This is a genomic window from Chryseobacterium artocarpi (assembly GCF_001684975.1).
GTDB lineage: Bacteria > Bacteroidota > Bacteroidia > Flavobacteriales > Weeksellaceae > Chryseobacterium > Chryseobacterium artocarpi.
The window spans coordinates 136,236-153,393 of sequence record NZ_MAYH01000001.1; the positions used below are offsets into that span (position 1 = coordinate 136,236).

Sequence of the window (17,158 nt, forward strand, 5' to 3'; positions counted from 1 at the left end):
ATTTGAGCAGTTCACATTGAAAATAATTATCAGAGAACTTTGTTTTTAATACAGATTTAGGCTGGTATAAAAGTTAATCGTCTATTGTTTCAAGCTTATTATTAAAATTAATGTAAATTGTAAATTTAGTTAAATGATTAAATTTCAGTAGAATATTTTAATTAAAAGCAAAATATTAGTAATTTTGTAAAAAACAAAAAGACACTCGTGAAAAAATGATGAATTATTATAAGAATAATAATTTGTTTTTTTATGTCTAATAATCTACTGAAAATTTTGTTTTTGCTGATCACAGCAATCCCCATATTTGCTCAAAAAAAGAACAGCTTCGACCAAGCTTGTGAGAAAACTTCTACTATTACTGCTTATAAAGACTTATCAAAAGCAATAAAAACAGCAGATTCCCTTTATATGTCAGCTCAGAAACCTTCAGAAAAAGTGAAGAGTCTTATGTTGTCATCAGAACTTTATCATCACGCAGGAGAAATAAAAAAAGCAATATGCTACAGTGAAAATGCACATTCATTAGTTAATCAGAGTAATGATGCAGAACGGATGGCTAGTGTAAGCAGATTATTGGCGAGGCAATATAGACAGGTAGGGTTATACGAAAGAGCAAAAAAATACATCTTCAAAGGGCTTGTAGCGGCTGGGAAAATCCCTGATTTTCAAATGAAAAATGAAGCTGAAGGGCTACTGAATCAGGAAATGGCTTTCTATGAGATGGAAGTGGGAAATTATACTAATGCTATAGACCACATCCAGCTTTCACTAAAGAATTTTGAAAAAATAAACAGTAAGATTGAAGATCGTACAGAGGCAGCTTCTTATCAATTATTGGGAGATGTTTACTTTAAACTGGACGATTATAAAACCTCTGAAAGCTATTATAGAAAAGCAGAAGAATTGCTTAAAGCAGGAAGCTGCACTCTTGGATTGGTTTATAATGGACTGGGTGGAATTCGTGTAAAACAAAAGAACTGGAAAGATGCTGAAGTATATCTAAAAAAAGCAGAGAAAATTGCAGACACTTCAAGAAGTTTAAAACTGAAGAAAGCTGTATATTCCAATATTAATGATTACTATGAAGGAACCGGTGATAATTATAAAGCTTCTCTGTACGCTGTTAAATATGTAAGAGCATACGATAGTATTGCAGCCCGTAATCAGGCTTTCACAGGAAAAACAAATATTTCAGCAGCAAAAACCGGAAAGGCAGGACAAATGAATATAGCAAAAAATGCTGCTATTATTGTTCTTTTCGTTTCCTTGGTGGGATTAATTATATTTATAAGAACCAAACAAAAGAAACAGCGTTCAAAACTCAGGAATATTATAAGAAGTCAGATAAACATGCTTAATAGTCACCGAAACCCGATGTTAAGGTCACTGTCTGATAGCCCTGAATTTTCAAATATATCCGTGGAGGAAATTGATGAAAAAGATAGTGAAACAGACCGAAAAAGAAACGAATCCCTGATGACCTCCGAAACAGAAACCAAATTGCTTGAGCTTCTTGATAACTTTGAAAAAGGAGATCTTTATAACAATAAAGGAATGTCTCTTTCTTTCCTTGCCGGTGAGCTCAATACCAATACAAAATATCTTTCTTATGTAATTAACCAGCATAAAAGTTCTGATTTCAAAACGTATATCAACAGGTTAAGAATCAATTATATTGTAGACAAACTTATCAATGATGAGAAGTACAGACAGTATAAAATCAGTATTCTTGCTGACGAATGCGGCTTCTCTTCTCACAGCAAATTCGCTGCTGTCTTCAAAGCAGTTACAGACTTTTCTCCATCTGCATATATTAAGTATCTTGATGCTGAAAATCAATCAGATAAAAATGTTCATTTTCGTGAAAATGATAAAAAATAAATAAGATTTTATATGCTAGTTTACCATTTTTCGCGAAAATGGATAACCTATTGTTTTTCGTAAGACTGCTCCTGCTATATCTTTGCGACAGCTTTACGGAAATGATTACGTTTATACTACATCTTATCTCTTTCATTTTTCAAGGAATACTTTACTTTCTGAAATAAGATTAACGATGAGAACCTACAGCAAGTCAAACCATGAAACTTTAGATATGGAACACGTGTATATTTTATTTCCATGAAATAATCACGGTTCCTCTTTTATGTCACAGAATATTCTGATAAGGAATATAAATTATACCAAATAATCGGGGTTGATTGCCCGGTTTTTTTTCAGTCAAGTTTTTTTAAGTGCAAATCCACAGAAAGTCTGTGGATTTGCGATTTTATTTAGATTTTGTACTGTCGGTTTTGATTTTTAAAGTATCTGGTGACGGATTGGAATTAGCTACTGCAGAATCCCCCATACTATTTCTCATAGATTCCTTATTATGAGCATCTTTGTATTCCTCTCTTTTTTCTTTGTTTTGAGCACAACTTCCTAGGAAAAGAAGTCCTAAAACTGCCCCTATCCAGATTTTTTTCATAATACTATTTTTTATGGTTGGTGTTAATCAAATATAATGAATTATTAATAAAGATAAAAGATAAAGTCGTTAAACAACTATCATCAATTATCTAATTATTCATCTGGATATCAGGGCGGGCTTTAGCCCGCTCTCATATAATCAACATTCATCTGGCTTTAGCCAAAATCTTTTTTTTATCCAATAACTAATTAAAGTATTTATCCTTGAATCTACATCAAAAAAATCTGCAGCGCTTTCAACTGCAGATTTTCCATTTTTAATTAAACGTATATGATAATACTATTTGGCAGGAGGTGTTGCCATTGAATCCTTTTTCATTTTAATACTGTCAGGATTCATCTTCTTTGTAGTCATAGTGTCTGTTGTAGCAGGCGATACTGTACGCATAGTATCTACTTTTACTGAATCGCTGTTACTCGTTGACATTGATGACTCTTTGGTTCCACAGCTCACTGCAAATAATACTATTCCGATGGCTGCTAGCAATAACTTTTTCATACAATTTTATTTTGGGGTGTACTGATGAAAAAACAACTATTATTCCTAATAGGCATCGTAAAGTCGTAAAATATAGGTAAAGTTTGTTAAAAGATGTTAGGTAAGTGGAGTTTGAGGGTTAGAGTATTTAGAGTAGGCGTTAACTAAGGTCCTTTGATAGTTAGAGTCAACCTCAAACCTCGGAATCTCGAATCCCGTACCTCGTAATACTCCATAAAAAAGCCCCGAAACCGAAATTCCGAGGCTGTATTGAAAGAACAGGCGACAATTACTCATCCCTATTACTCATTACTTATAATTATCCTAGGTATGGATATTTGTAGTCTTTTGGAGAAACAAAAGTTTCTTTCACACTTCTTACAGACGTCCATCTAAGAAGGTTCATTTTAGAACCCGCTTTATCATTAGTTCCTGAAGCTCTACCACCACCGAAAGGCTGCTGTCCTACTACGGCACCAGTTGGTTTATCGTTGATGTAGAAGTTACCAGATGCATTTTCTAACGCCTTGTAAGCTTCAGCAATTGCATAACGGTCTTGAGAGAATACAGAACCTGTTAATGAATAAGGAGAAGAAGAATCAACTAATTTAAGAGTCTCTTTCCAATCCTGATCTTCGTAAACAAATACAGATAAGATTGGTCCGAAGATTTCTTCTACCATACTTTCGTATTGAGGATTTGTAGTTTCGATTACTGTTGGGTGTACAAACCATCCTTTAGAATTATCACAAGTTCCACCGATAGCTACAGTAGCCTCACCAGAAGCATTTGCTCTGTCGATATATCCTTTACATTTTTCGAAAGAATTTTTGTCGATTACCGCGTTTACAAAGTTTGATGGATCTTCAGGAGAACCGATTTTAATAGTAGCCATTTGAGCTTCCATTACTTTTTTCACATCAGCCCAAAGAGATTTAGGAACATAAGCTCTTGAAGCCGCAGAACATTTCTGCCCCTGGTATTCGAAAGCACCTCTTACTAAAGCAGTAGCTACAGCTTCTACGTTTGCAGAAGGGTGAGCAATTACGAAGTCTTTACCACCAGTTTCTCCCACGATTCTTGGATACGTTCTGTAGTTGTGGATATTATCACCGATCATTTTCCACATTCCCTGGAATACTTTCGTAGAACCTGTGAAGTGAAGACCTGCAAAATCTTTGTGAGCCAATACTTTTTCAGCAGTTTCTTTACCATCTGTAAAGATCATGTTGATAACCCCAGCAGGAAGACCAGCCTCAATTAATACATCCATGATTACTTTTGCAGAATAAACCTGCTTATCAGAAGGCTTCCATACCACAACGTTTCCTAACATTGCCATACAAGTAGGAAGGTTTCCTGAAATCGCTGTAAAGTTGAATGGAGTTACCGCAAAGCAAAATCCTTCTAATGGTCTGTACTCTACACGGTTCCAGATTCCGTTGTCAGAAACCGGCTGCTCAGAATACATTTCAGTCATGAACTCTACGTTGAATCTTAAGAAGTCGATGAACTCACAAGCAGAATCAATCTCAGCCTGGTGAACATTTTTAGACTGTCCGATCATTGTAGCTGCATTGATTACATCTCTGTAAGGACCTGCCAATAGATCAGCTGCCTTTAAGAAAATTGCTGCACGTTGTTCCCAACCTAGCGCATTCCATGCTTCTTTAGCTGCCAATGCCGCGTTGATAGCGTCATCCACATGCTGCATACCACCTTGGTAATAAAATCCGAAGTCGTGAGCATGATCCTGAGGAGACTGAAGCTGTATTTTTGTGTCAGTTTTTACTTCTTTTCCATTGATAACCATTGGAATTTCTACCTTCTCAGCCCACATCTTTTTATAAGTGTCGATAAGGCTTTTAACTTCCGGAGATCCCGGTACATAAGAATTTACCGGCTCGTTTACCGCTAATGGTACTTGCGAAATTGCTTTTGACATATTACGTTTTATTATTTTTATTAAATTAAATAAGTATGTTGGTATACAAATTTACGATAATTATAAAGAAAGAAAAAATCCCGTGTATTTTTGTTAAATTAATTTTATTTACTTGATAATGTTACTATATATCGCTTTTTTGATGATAAATATTAAATATTTATACTGAATTTATTTAATATGTTGTAGAGAAATAAAAAACATATAGGTTTATGATAATTATTGGAATAAGGACAAAGATATATTTGTCATAGTTGATAATATACTCTTAATGGTTGTAAATAAAGGATTTATAAAGAAATGTTAAATTTATATAAAATTCACTTTGTTGCGATTTTGAACATTTTAAATAATTTTTTTGATAGCCGGAATTTTAATATTGTTCTAATTTTACACCATTATAATCAGGTATGAAAAAAAGAGTCATATTTTTCTCTTTTGTATTGTTTTTCTCAGCTTTATGTGTAGGTCTTTTTACACATACGGGGAAAGCTAAATCATATTCTGATCTCTTATCAAAAATCCAACTTCTTCAACAAAAATCAGACCAGCAGACTCAGCCTGAAATTTACAGTTTTTCAGATGCTCAGGATGTACAGGATGGCAATGATTGGGAGAAAATAAAATTTGATTATTCAATACTTGGAGAGCAATGGCTTAACTATTTCTTTGCGGGTTATTCATATAATATCAAAGTTGCTGCGGTTCAGACCGGAGTTTATATTACAGCACCAAGATACATCCTGTATCATTCCCTGCAGATAGCGGGCTGCTAATTCTTTTTTAACTTTTAATGATTCATTATGATTTGTATTCTATAATACTGATCTGTGAACATCATTACTTCATTTTACACTTTTGAACACTTCTATTTGCCTTTTTAGAAAGGCAGACAGAATACTGTTTGTCCAATTTTAAATAAAAATACTATGCACTTAACACCGAGAGAAACGGAAAAGCTTATGCTATTTCTGGCAGGAGAACTCGCTTTAAAAAGAAAGGCTAGAGGTCTTAAATTAAATTACCCAGAATCTATTGCGCTCATCAGTCACTTTCTGCTTGAAGGAGCAAGAGACGGAAAAAAAGTAGCAGAACTGATGCAGGAAGGCGCGCAACTTCTTACCAAAGAAGATGTAATGCCTGGCGTGGCAGAAATGATTCACGATGTTCAGATCGAAGCTACATTCCCCGATGGAACCAAGCTGGTAACCGTACATAACCCAATCCGTTAATTCCTATTTTATCATGATACCAGGAGAAATTTTTGTAAAAGAAGGCACCATTATCTGCAATGAAGGCAGAGAAACTGTCAAAATAAAAGTAACCAATACAGGAGACCGCCCTATTCAGGTAGGTTCACACTTCCATTTTTTTGAAGTGAATAAAGCAATGAGTTTTAACCGCGAACAAGCTTTCGGAAAAAGACTGAACATTGTTGCAAGTACTGCAGTTCGTTTCGAACCGGGAGAAGAAAAAGAAGTGGAATTGGTAGAAATAGGAGGAACCAAAAAAGCAATGGGCTTCAATAACCTTGTTGATGGGCAGGTAGATTCTGAGGAGCAAAAAAGAAAAAGCCTTGAAAAAGCTGAAAAATTAAACTTTAAAAATCAGTAAAATGAGCTTAAACGTAGACAGAAAACAATATGCTAATATATTAGGACCTACAGCTGGAGATAAAATCAGACTGGGAGACACGGAAATCATTATCGAAATTGAAAAAGATTTCACCCATTACGGAGACGAAGCCGTTTTCGGAGGTGGAAAAACCGTACGTGATGGTATGGGACAAAATGTTACCGCTAAAAGAGACGAAGGCGTTTTGGATCTTTGTATCACAGGTGCTGTAATTATCGATCACTGGGGAATTGTAAAAGGTGACATAGGTGTAAAAGATGGTAAAATTGTAGGAATCGGAAAAGCAGGAAACCCTGATACCATGGACGGTGTATCTCCCAATATGATTATCGGTGCTTCTACCGAAGTACACGGCGGAAAAGGATATATCGTAACAGCTGGAGGTATTGATACTCACATTCATTACATATGCCCTCAGCAGATTGATACCGCATTATACAGTGGTGTTACTACCATGATTGGCGGAGGTACAGGTCCAAACGACGGAACCAATGCAACAACGGTTACTCCAGGTAAATTCAATATGAGAAAAATGCTTGAGGCAGCTGAAGAATATCCAATGAATTTAGGCTTTTTCGGAAAAGGAAATTGTGCAGCAGAGGAGCCTATTGAAGAACAGGTAGAAGCCGGAGCTTTAGGAGTGAAAATTCATGAGGATTGGGGTGCTACACCTGCAACTATCGATGCATCCCTGAAAGTAGCTGATAAATATGATGTTCAGGTGGCTATCCATACCGATACCTTGAATGAAGCTGGTTTCCTGGAAGATACAATGAAAGCAATTAACGGAAGGGTCATCCACACATTCCACACAGAAGGAGCGGGTGGTGGTCACGCGCCGGATATCATCAAGGCAGCGATGTACCCAAATGTATTACCTGCATCTACCAATCCTACACGTCCTTACACGGTTAATACAATCGATGAGCACTTGGATATGTTAATGGTTTGTCACCATTTAAGTAAAAATATTCCTGAAGACGTGGCATTTGCAGATTCTCGTATTCGTCCTGAAACCATAGCAGCAGAAGATATTCTTCAGGATATGGGTGTTTTCAGTATCATGAGTTCCGATTCTCAGGCAATGGGAAGAGTTGGAGAAGTGGTGACAAGAACCTGGCAAACGGCAAGCAAAATGAAAGAGCAAAGAGGTGCTTTGGAAGAAGATAAAAATGCAGATAATGACAATTTCCGCGCTAAAAGATATATCTCTAAATATACTATCAACCCAGCTATTGCCCATGGTATTTCGGAATATGTAGGCTCTATCGAAGAAGGTAAACTAGCAGATTTAGTGATTTGGAAACCTGCATTATTTGGGGTGAAACCAGAGATGATTTACAAAGGAGGTGTTGTCGTGGGTGCTAAAATGGGTGACCCAAATGCCTCTATCCCAACACCACAGCCAATTATTTATAGAAATATGTTTGGGGCTCACGGAAAAGCTAAGTTTGGTACTTGCGCTACCTTTGTTTCTCAGGTTTCTATTGACAACGGAACGATTGCTTCTTATGGATTAGAAAAAACGATTCTTCCAGTGAAAAACTGTAGAAATATTGGCAAAAAAGACCTTATTCATAATAATAAGACTCCTGAAATTGAAGTAAATCCTGAGAACTATAAAGTAACGGTAGACGGTGAATATATCACTTGTGAACCCGCAGAAAAACTTCCTTTAACTCAGTTGTATTACTTGTTCTAAGATAAATTCTTAAACCTTATAGGTTCTGAAAATCTATAAGGTTTATTCAAAAAAAAATAAAACAATTATACAACTAAGTTTAGAATGAAATATTTAAATACAACAGTTTTTTCTCTTGCTGTAGCCGGTATGTCTTTGCTTTCAGGGAATATGAATGCTCAGTTTTTAGGAGGGCACAGACTGAAAAGTGATGAAGATGGACCGAAAGGACAATTTATGGTCTATGGCTCATTAGATTATTCAAAAGTTACAACACGGTCAAATAGCAGTAGTACCGTTTCCAGTGCGCCGCTTGGAGTAGGATATTTTATCAATAATAATGACCTGATCGGGGTTAATTATGCCTACTCTCAAAACTCTGTCAATCATAATGTGGTATACAAGCAAAACGAAACTGGGATTTGGTACAGTCCGTCAGTAATGCTGGGGAAATATTTTGTGTTGATAGGTCAGGTAGATGCTCACTACGTTTGGGGACAGCAGCAAGCAACAGCAGCGGATGCTATGCAGAATTTCAACGGATTCCGCCTTCGTGCTTATCCTTTGATCGGAATATTATTAGGAGGAGGCTGGGCTCTGAAATTCAAATTTGCAGAACTTTCAATGCTTCAGACTAAAACCAAAGAAGAAGGCTGGACTAAGAGCTATGTAGCAGGAATCAGTGGTTCAACATTCGGGGTTGGTATTTCTAAAAACTTAGACTTCAGAAAAAAATCGAGAAATGATAATTAATCAAACCATAGGCAATCTCGCTGAAAATCCTACGGAGAAAACCATAGATTATCTGGATCTGGAATGGTTTGAAACCACCAAAAGAATTCAACGTAAAAAAACCAGAAACGGAGTAGATGTTGCCATCAAATTTTTAAAAGAAGGACAGCGTTTACGTGAAGGAGATATTCTTTTTGAAGATGCAGAAACAGTAATAGCCATCAATGTTCTGGAAACAGAGGCTATTGTAATGGTTCCCGGATCTTTACTGGAAATGGGTACCATGTGCTACGAAATTGGAAACAAGCATATTCCACTTTTCATTCAGGATGACAAAGTGTTGCTTCCCTTTGAAATGCCGATGTTCAGATGGCTGGAAGCAAGCGGTTTTAAACCGGAAAAGCAATCCGTAAAACTGCTGAATCTCCTTAAATCCAATGTAGAACCTCATGGACACGGAAGTCTTGGTTCCACAATTTTCACTAAAATCTTAAAACTTGCCGCTCCAAAAGATGAATAATACAAACATTAGTTTTCTGTCAGGATTGCTTCATCTTTCAGATCCAACGCTTCCCATCGGGGGGTATACCCATTCCAACGGATTGGAAACCTATGTACAGGAAAGAATTGTACACAACGTAGAAACCGCAAAAGAATTTGTACAGAACATGCTTCAGTACAACCTTAAATTCAACGATGGAGCTTTTGTAAAACTGGCTTATCAGGCTGCTGAAAATAACGATTTACAGACGCTTTTAGATCTTGATAATGAATGTAATGCGATAAAATGTCCAAAAGAAATTCGACAGGCTAGTCAGAAATTAGGATTAAGACTCATCAAAATTTTTAAAAGAAGAGAAAGTTTTCCTTTGATGGAGGCTTTTGAAAAGGCAATTCAGAATAAAGAAAGTAATTCTCATTACTGTATTGTATTTGGAATCTATGCCTATTTAATGAAAATCCCTCTGTACGAAGCATTATTAGGATTTTATTATACCTCTATTGCAGGAATGATTACCAATGCTGTGAAATTGGTGCCTTTGGGACAGCTTGACGGGCAGGACATCTTATTTGAACTATATCCTGTAATGGAAAAAACAGTTTTAGAAACAATAGAATTGGATAGAGATCTGGTGGGGCTTTGTAATACAGCCTTTGACATCCGATGTATGCAGCACGAAAGATTGTATTCAAGACTTTATATGTCTTAGAAAAGTAAATTAAAAAACGAATGAAGGTGCCTTTGCAGAGTGAAATACCCTTGCGAAAGAAAAATCTTCATAATCAATCAAAAAACTTAGCGCCCATAGCGTTAAAAAAACAAAACAAAATTTTAAAAAAATGGAAAACAGAAAATACATAAAAGTAGGAGTTGCAGGTCCTGTAGGATCAGGAAAAACCGCATTGTTGGAACGTTTAAGCAGAAAATTATTCGGTACTTATGACCTTGGGGTAATTACCAACGATATTTATACAAAAGAAGATGCTGAATTTATGGCTAAAAACAGTCTTCTTCCCCACGACAGAATTATCGGAGTAGAAACAGGAGGCTGCCCTCACACCGCTATTCGTGAGGATGCCAGTATGAACCTTGAAGCAGTAGATGAGCTGGCAGCACGTTTTCCAGACATTGAATTGGTGCTTATTGAAAGTGGAGGTGATAATCTTTCAGCAACTTTCAGCCCAGACCTTGCAGATGTTACAATATTCATTATCGATGTTGCAGAAGGTGAGAAAATTCCTAGAAAAGGAGGTCCTGGTATTACAAGATCCGACCTTTTGATTATTAATAAAATAGACCTTGCTCCACACGTAGGTGCCAGCCTTGAGGTAATGGAAAATGACGCGAGAAGAATGAGAAAAGGAAACCCTTTTGTGTTCACCAATCTGAAAACTGATGAAGGTTTGGATAAAGTAATTGGGTGGATTAAAAAGTATGCTCTTTTAGAAGAAATTGAAGAACCGAACTTAGTAAGATAGATGGATAACCATTTAAAAATTATTGCAGGATTCAAGGAAGGAGAATCATTTGTGAAAGATCTTTACGTTACACTTCCCTTCAGAGTAGTATCGGTGGGACAGCGTAAAAAAGATAAAAAATTGTACCAGATGGTGATGAGTTCTTCACCCGGAATTTTGGATGGAGACCATTATCATTTGGATATAAAACTTGAAGAAAAATCTTCACTACAGCTACAGTCGCAATCGTATCAGAGGCTTTTTAATATGAGAGACAAGGCGCTTCAGGATATGAAAGTAACCATGGAAGACAATACATCCTTTGCCTACGTTCCGCATCCGATTGTTCCGCATGAAGATTCCAACTTTACAAGTAAAGCTAAAATACATATCGGAAAAAACAGCCAGATTATTATTAGCGAAATTATTACTTGTGGCAGAAAGCATTATGGCGAAGTTTTCAAACTAAAGCGCTTTCAAAACCTCATGGAAATTTATCACGACGATAAATTAGTTGTAAAAGATAATGTTGTAATTGAACCAGATTTGATTCCGATAAGCAGCATCGGTAATCTAGAGCAATATACTCATCAGGGAACATTAATCTTTTATAGCACAAAAGAAGATGTGGATAAAAATGGATTGATTGAACAAATCGTTGAAGCAGCAGCTCAGTATATCGAAGAAATGGAGGTGGGAGTGTCTGCAATGGAAGATAATGGATTTGTCGTAAGAGCTTTAGGGCATGGCGGAGAATTGATGTACAACTTCTTCCTATATATTCAGGAAATTCTTTGGGATTTAGACAAAAACAATTAAAATGGACAGTACAGTTTGGGCGCTTCTTTTAAGTGCCGTTTCAATAAGTTTTATACATACCGCTTCAGGACCAGATCATTATCTGCCTTTCATTGTGATTTCAAAATCCAAAAAATGGAGCGGAATGAAAACCGCAGTTTTAACTGTAGTTTGTGGGCTGGGGCATGTTCTGAGCTCTTTGATTCTCGGCTTTATCGGAGTGTTTCTTGGCTGGCAATTGAATAAAATTTCCTGGTTTCAGGATATAAGAGGTAATTTTTCAGGTTGGGCATTGCTTATTTTTGGTGGAATCTACTTAATATATGGTTTGTTTCAGGCGATCAGAAACAAACCGCATAAACATTTCGATGTCATGGGTGATGATGTTTACGTGTATGAACACAATCATAGCGAGATTGTAATGCCTCAGAAAAGAATAAAAGTAACGCCACTTGTTCTTTTTATGATCTTCGTAATGGGACCAAGTGAACCTTTAATTCCTTTATTATTCTATTCAGGAGTAAAGCATTCCATGTCCGAAATTGCTGTTCTGGTAACTTCATTCACTGTGACTACCGTTTTAACGATGCTTGGAATGGTTCTTCTTGGGCGTTACGGTTATTCAACATTATTCAATACCGAAAAACTGGAAAGATACATGGGTGTAGTAAGCGGAGCTGTGGTAACAGTTTGCGGAGTCGGGATGGTCTTTCTTGGATGGTAGGCGAGGTGCGGGTTTTGCGATCCTGATTTCGGGGTTAGAGAGTCGGAGAGTTTGAGTGTTAGAGAGTGTGGAGGTTTAAAGGTTAAAATTTAAGGTTGTCTCTCTTTTATTAATGATTGATAATTCATCATTCACTTGCAAAACAAAATTGACCATTGATCTTTAAGTCTACATGTCTCTCATCTCTTTGTCTATTATCTCTCATCTATAAGTCTTTATTTCCAATCAATATTACAATTAAAAAAAACTATGAACGAATTTTTCAAAAAAATACCTTTTATTGACAACATTTTAAAAGGAATCGGGCAGATTATGCTTCAGGAAAACAGATGGACAGGGCTTCTGTTTCTGATAGGTATCTTTATGGGAAGCTGGCAATGTGGAGTAGCCGTTTTGCTTTCAACAGCAGCCGGAACTTTTACCGCAATGAAGCTGAAATATGCTCAATCTGAAATCAATGCCGGATTATATGGTTTCAGTGCTGCGTTGGTAGGGGTGGCATTGGCTTTTCTGTTTGATACAACTTTACTCATCTGGGGGCTTATCATTTTAGGTGGAGCATTGGCTGCTGTTATTCAGCATTTCTTTATCCAGAAGAAAATTCCGGTGTTTACCTTTCCTTTTATTATCATTACGTGGGTATTGGTATTTGCATTACACCATTTTACCCATATTCAGCCTTCTGCAATGTTGAGTGCTGAGGTTGTTCCTTCAAAATATGATGATTTTCTTACCTGTACCAATGGTTTTGGAGAAGTAATCTTTCAGGGAGGAGTGCTTTCAGGGATTATTTTCTTTGTTGCTGTTTTTATCAGTTCTCCAATTGCTGCTCTATACGGACTTGCAGCCTCTATTTTGGGTGCGGGATTATCACAGTTAAACGGAGAACCTATAAAAGAAATTCACATGGGATTATTCGGATTCAATGCAGTGCTTTCAGCTATTGTATTTTCCGGAGTTAAAAAAACAGACGGATTATGGGTGTTGATCGCTGTTTTGTTAACTATTATAATTGATGATCTTTTAATCGATAATCATTGTCTGGACGTAGTAGGTGGAGTCTTTACTTTTCCATTTGTAGCTGGAACATGGATCACCCTTTTAATTCAAAAAGTATTTATTAAAACCAAAGCGTAGACTTAAGCTTGAGAGTTGTAGAGTTTGAGGGTTTTAGAGTAGAAAAAATAAATGTTTGTAGTTTAATATTGCTATCCTTTTACAGGTGACTTACAATTAACCATTCACTTGCAAAGCAAATTGATTATTGATCTTTAAGTCTACATGTCTCTCATCTCTCCGTCTATTATCTCTTATCTAATTTAATTAAAACAAAAAATGAAAATAACTAAAATTGCAGCCTTATTCCTGGTAATGGGACTTAGCGGAATTGCAATGGCTCAGGAAACGGAAAAAAAATTCTCGGTAAAAGATACAGATGATAAATTTCCAATATCGGATGTTTTGGTAAAATATAATCACGGAAACAGCCATACTCATACAGGAACAGACGGAACTTTTGCCATTCCTGTTCAGTCGCTGCCTGATACACTGGTTATCAGCCGTCAGGGATATGATGAGGTGAAATGGGCAGTTACCAATGATGATGATAAAAACAAAGTGATCTTTTTACAGCATAAACCTTTTCAGATTTCGGAAGTAGCCATTAACCACAGTTCTTTTCTATCTGCTATTACCAAAGTTGATTTGAATAAATTCCCTGTTAATTCAGCACAGGATTTATTAAGAAAAGTACCTGGATTATTTATTGCCCAGCATGCCGGAGGAGGAAAGGCTGAACAGCTTTTCTTAAGAGGGTTTGATGCCGACCACGGAACAGATGTAAGCGTAAATGTAGACGGAATGCCTGTAAATATTGTGTCTCATGCCCATGGACAGGGGTATTCTGATCTTCATTTCGTAATTCCTGAAACGGTAAATAATATCGATTTTGGAAAGGGATCTTATTATATGGATCGTGGAGATTTCAACACAGCTGGTTATGTAGATTTTCAAACGTATAATGGGTTGAAAAACAGTATGATTAAACTTGAGGGCGGTTCTTTTAATTCTAAAAGAGTATTGGGAATGTTCAATATTCTGCATGATGATCAGGGAAGAAAAAATGCCTATATCGCAGCAGAATATAATTATACAGACGGTCCTTTCGATGTAAAACAGAACTTCAACAGAGTCAATATTTTTGGGAAATACAATCAATGGATTACCGATAACGATTATTTCAATATTCAATTCTCAACCTTCAATTCCTCATGGAATGCCTCGGGACAGATTCCGGAGCGTGCAGTAGATGAAGGAATCATTGGCAGATGGGGAAGTATTGATCCTACAGAAGGTGGAAAAACTTCAAGAACCAATCTTCAGATGAACTTTAAGCATATTATTTCTTCTTCTGAACAGATTGATGCCATGGCTTTCTATTCAAAATATAATTTCAATCTGTATTCGGATTTTACGTTTTATTTAAAAGATAAAGATCACGGAGATGAAATTCAACAAACGGATGGAAGAAATATCTATGGCGCAGAAGTAAAATATACCAAAAGCTTTTCTCTTCCTAACAGCTCATTAAATTGGATTTCGGGAATTGGATTAAGAAACGATGATATCAATACTTTACAATTGAACCACGTTTATCACAGGGATATGCTGCTGAATAGAATGTCTGACGTAAACGGAACGGAAACCAATCTTCATGCTTATTCAGGTCTGGTTTGGAAAACTGGGAAATGGACGATAAATCCAGCGGTGAGAGTAGATCATTTTATCTTTAATATGCATAATCTGCTGGATACTGAGCTATTACCTTCCGGACAATCAAAAGAAGCCACAAGAGTAAGTCCGAAACTGAATTTCTCCTACGCTCAGAGTGATAATGTAATGTGGTTCCTGAAAACAGGGATGGGCTTCCATTCCAATGATATGAGAGTGGTAGTGACGAATAAAAACGAGAATACTCTTCCTTATTCAATCGGAGCTGATTTCGGAGTAAGATTACATCCGTTTAAATCATTAATCATTACTCCCACTGTATGGTATATGGATCTGCAACAAGAGTTTGTGTATGTGGGGGACGATGCTGTAGTAGAACCATCTGGAAAATCCAGACGTTTTGGAGCAGATTTGGGAATCCGCTTCCAGCCATTGGAAAACTTCTACCTAAATGCTGATATCAATTATTCCCACGGAAGATCCATTGAGGAAGAAAAAGGACAGGACTATATTCCGCTAGCACCAGTAGTTACCAGTACAGGATCTGTAAACTGGGACTTTCTTCACGGATTTTCTTTAGGACTTCAGTACCGCTATCTTGGAGAAAGACCAGCAGTAGAAGATAACAGCATCAGAACGAAAGCTTATTTTGTAAATGATCTTATGCTTTCTTATAACCGTCAGAAATGGGGAGCGAATATTCAGGTTAATAACCTTTTCAATGTAAAATGGAATGAAGCGCAATTCGCCACAGAAACTCAACTGAAAGGAGAAGCCGAACCTATTACAGACCTTACCTATACACCGGGAAGTCCGTTTGGTGTACGAGTGGGAGTGTATTATAAGTTTTAGAGTGGGAGAGTGAGAGGGTTTGAGAGCTTTAGAGTTGGTGGGTAAAGCCATTTTCAAATTAACTCATTCTCAAATTTTCAAATTCTCTTTTCTCTACATTACAAATTTTGTCTAACTTTAATTAATCATAATATCGGATATGGAAGTATTATCCAATTTTCAGTACAAAAAACTATTTCTGCCGAATATCACGGAGAAAATATTAGCCAATAATGCGGATATACAGCTTTACCGGATAGAAAATTACCTCAAAGGGATTTTAATGCCTGTGATTCCATACCGTACAACCTTTAACTTTATTATTTTCGTTACCAACGGACACATTAAACAATATCTTGAAAACAAAGAATATCATGCTGAGAAAGGCGGCGTAATCTTTATCAAACAGGGAACAATTACTGCAACCGTAGAACTTTCCGACGATATTGAAGGTTTTTTTCTCGCGTATGAAAATAATATTCTTTCTGAACAGGAATTACCCAAACATAAGAGCAGTATTTTCTTCATGACTCCTTTCCTGAATCTGGATAGTCTTACTTATGGAACCATTACCCAGCTTCTTCCCATCATGGAACAGGAATTATGGTTGAATAATCTCAATGTAAATGATGTTGTCGTTACCATGCTACATCTGATTCTGATTAAAATGTTAAGCACAGATTCAGATACCCATCATAAATCTGCCACGCGTCCTATGGAATTGTCTCTTCAGTTCAGAGATCTTTTATTCAAATATCACGTGGGAGAAAAACGGGTAGCATTCTATGCTGATAAATTATCCGTAACAGAAAGTTATCTGAATAAATGTGTGAAAAGCGTGACCCAAAAATCACCGAAACAGTGGATTAACGAAATTGATATCAATTACAGTAAAGCATTGCTTCACTCAAGTAAAGATATCGCTGAGATAGCTTACGAATTAAACTTTCATACAGCATCTCACTTCACACAGCTTTTCAAAAAAATTGCAGGGATTACCCCAAAGGAATACAGAACTCAGTTTTTGAGCAATAGTAGAGTGAAGTTGTAATTCTGAGGTTAGATGCTGGGAGAGGGAAGCTGGAAGTCTTTGAAGTCTCCAAAATCAATTGTTGACTCTTTACAGATTTATATTCATCTACAGGCTTATTGGATAACTTTTATGTACTC

The 17,158-nt window shown here is 36.5% G+C and carries 17 protein-coding genes; 14 read left to right on the top strand and 3 right to left on the bottom strand.

The features are described from left to right. The first annotated feature begins 252 nt into the window (after window positions 1-252). Window positions 253-1,884 carry a tetratricopeptide repeat protein gene (locus tag BBI01_RS00635; protein ID WP_065392762.1) on the top strand — a complete coding sequence of 544 codons (1,632 nt, stop codon included), beginning with the start codon at window positions 253-255 and terminating at the stop codon, window positions 1,882-1,884. Window positions 1,885-2,272: 388 nt separating this feature from the next. Here the strand turns inward: BBI01_RS00635 and BBI01_RS00640 are convergent, their stop codons facing one another. The 3 genes from BBI01_RS00640 to pruA all read right to left on the bottom strand — a co-directional run bounded on the left by BBI01_RS00640 (window position 2,273) and on the right by pruA (window position 4,898). Next, on the bottom strand, window positions 2,273-2,473 hold the full coding sequence (locus BBI01_RS00640; protein WP_065392763.1) for a hypothetical protein: 201 nt from the start codon (window positions 2,471-2,473) through the stop codon (window positions 2,273-2,275). A 282-nt stretch (window positions 2,474-2,755) separates the two neighbouring features. Continuing rightward, window positions 2,756-2,902 (bottom strand): hypothetical protein, encoded by a 147-nt coding sequence (locus BBI01_RS00645; protein ID WP_228393914.1) that lies wholly within the window; start codon window positions 2,900-2,902, stop codon window positions 2,756-2,758. Between the two features lie 370 nt (window positions 2,903-3,272). After that, the gene (gene pruA, locus BBI01_RS00650; protein ID WP_065392765.1) at window positions 3,273-4,898 is read right to left on the bottom strand and encodes an L-glutamate gamma-semialdehyde dehydrogenase; all 1,626 of its coding nucleotides are present in this window, start codon (window positions 4,896-4,898) and stop codon (window positions 3,273-3,275) included. A gap of 410 nt (window positions 4,899-5,308) precedes the next feature. On the opposite strand from pruA, the gene BBI01_RS00655 reads away from it, so the two are divergent. The 13 genes from BBI01_RS00655 to BBI01_RS00715 all read left to right on the top strand — a co-directional run bounded on the left by BBI01_RS00655 (window position 5,309) and on the right by BBI01_RS00715 (window position 17,039). Next, window positions 5,309-5,674: a hypothetical protein gene (locus BBI01_RS00655; RefSeq protein WP_065392766.1), complete on the top strand. Its 366-nt coding sequence runs from the start codon at window positions 5,309-5,311 to the stop codon at window positions 5,672-5,674. Window positions 5,675-5,827: 153 nt separating this feature from the next. Next, complete coding sequence (gene ureA, locus BBI01_RS00660) at window positions 5,828-6,130, top strand: urease subunit gamma (protein WP_065392767.1); 303 nt, start codon at window positions 5,828-5,830, stop codon at window positions 6,128-6,130. A gap of 13 nt (window positions 6,131-6,143) precedes the next feature. Further along, complete coding sequence (gene ureB, locus BBI01_RS00665; protein ID WP_065392768.1) at window positions 6,144-6,512, top strand: urease subunit beta; 369 nt, start codon at window positions 6,144-6,146, stop codon at window positions 6,510-6,512. 1 nt (window position 6,513) lies between these two features. After that, the gene (gene ureC, locus BBI01_RS00670) at window positions 6,514-8,235 is read left to right on the top strand and encodes an urease subunit alpha (RefSeq protein WP_065392769.1); all 1,722 of its coding nucleotides are present in this window, start codon (window positions 6,514-6,516) and stop codon (window positions 8,233-8,235) included. 84 nt (window positions 8,236-8,319) lie between these two features. Next, window positions 8,320-8,967 carry a hypothetical protein gene (locus BBI01_RS00675; RefSeq protein ID WP_065392770.1) on the top strand — a complete coding sequence of 216 codons (648 nt, stop codon included), beginning with the start codon at window positions 8,320-8,322 and terminating at the stop codon, window positions 8,965-8,967. Then, on the top strand, window positions 8,957-9,466 hold the full coding sequence (gene ureE, locus BBI01_RS00680) for an urease accessory protein UreE (protein WP_065392771.1): 510 nt from the start codon (window positions 8,957-8,959) through the stop codon (window positions 9,464-9,466). Before BBI01_RS00675 ends, ureE begins: the two co-directional genes overlap by 11 nt. Further along, a complete protein-coding gene (locus tag BBI01_RS00685) occupies window positions 9,459-10,157 on the top strand; it encodes an urease accessory protein UreF (RefSeq protein WP_065392772.1) in 699 nt (232 codons plus the stop codon). Before ureE ends, BBI01_RS00685 begins: the two co-directional genes overlap by 8 nt. Window positions 10,158-10,287: 130 nt before the next feature. Beyond that, entirely contained in the window at window positions 10,288-10,926 is a 639-nt protein-coding gene (gene ureG / locus BBI01_RS00690; protein ID WP_050020179.1) for an urease accessory protein UreG, read from the top strand. Beyond that, window positions 10,927-11,724 (top strand): urease accessory protein UreD, encoded by a 798-nt coding sequence (locus BBI01_RS00695; RefSeq protein ID WP_065392773.1) that lies wholly within the window; start codon window positions 10,927-10,929, stop codon window positions 11,722-11,724. It begins immediately after the preceding gene. A gap of 1 nt (window position 11,725) precedes the next feature. After that, on the top strand, window positions 11,726-12,427 hold the full coding sequence (locus BBI01_RS00700) for a hypothetical protein (RefSeq protein ID WP_065392774.1): 702 nt from the start codon (window positions 11,726-11,728) through the stop codon (window positions 12,425-12,427). Between the two features lie 249 nt (window positions 12,428-12,676). Continuing rightward, complete coding sequence (locus tag BBI01_RS00705) at window positions 12,677-13,564, top strand: urea transporter (RefSeq protein WP_065392775.1); 888 nt, start codon at window positions 12,677-12,679, stop codon at window positions 13,562-13,564. A 198-nt stretch (window positions 13,565-13,762) separates the two neighbouring features. Beyond that, on the top strand, window positions 13,763-16,009 hold the full coding sequence (locus BBI01_RS00710) for a TonB-dependent receptor (protein ID WP_065392776.1): 2,247 nt from the start codon (window positions 13,763-13,765) through the stop codon (window positions 16,007-16,009). Window positions 16,010-16,148: 139 nt separating this feature from the next. Next, window positions 16,149-17,039, top strand: coding sequence for a helix-turn-helix domain-containing protein (locus tag BBI01_RS00715; RefSeq protein WP_065392777.1), 891 nt, complete (start codon window positions 16,149-16,151; stop codon window positions 17,037-17,039). The last annotated feature ends 119 nt before the right edge of the window (window positions 17,040-17,158 follow it).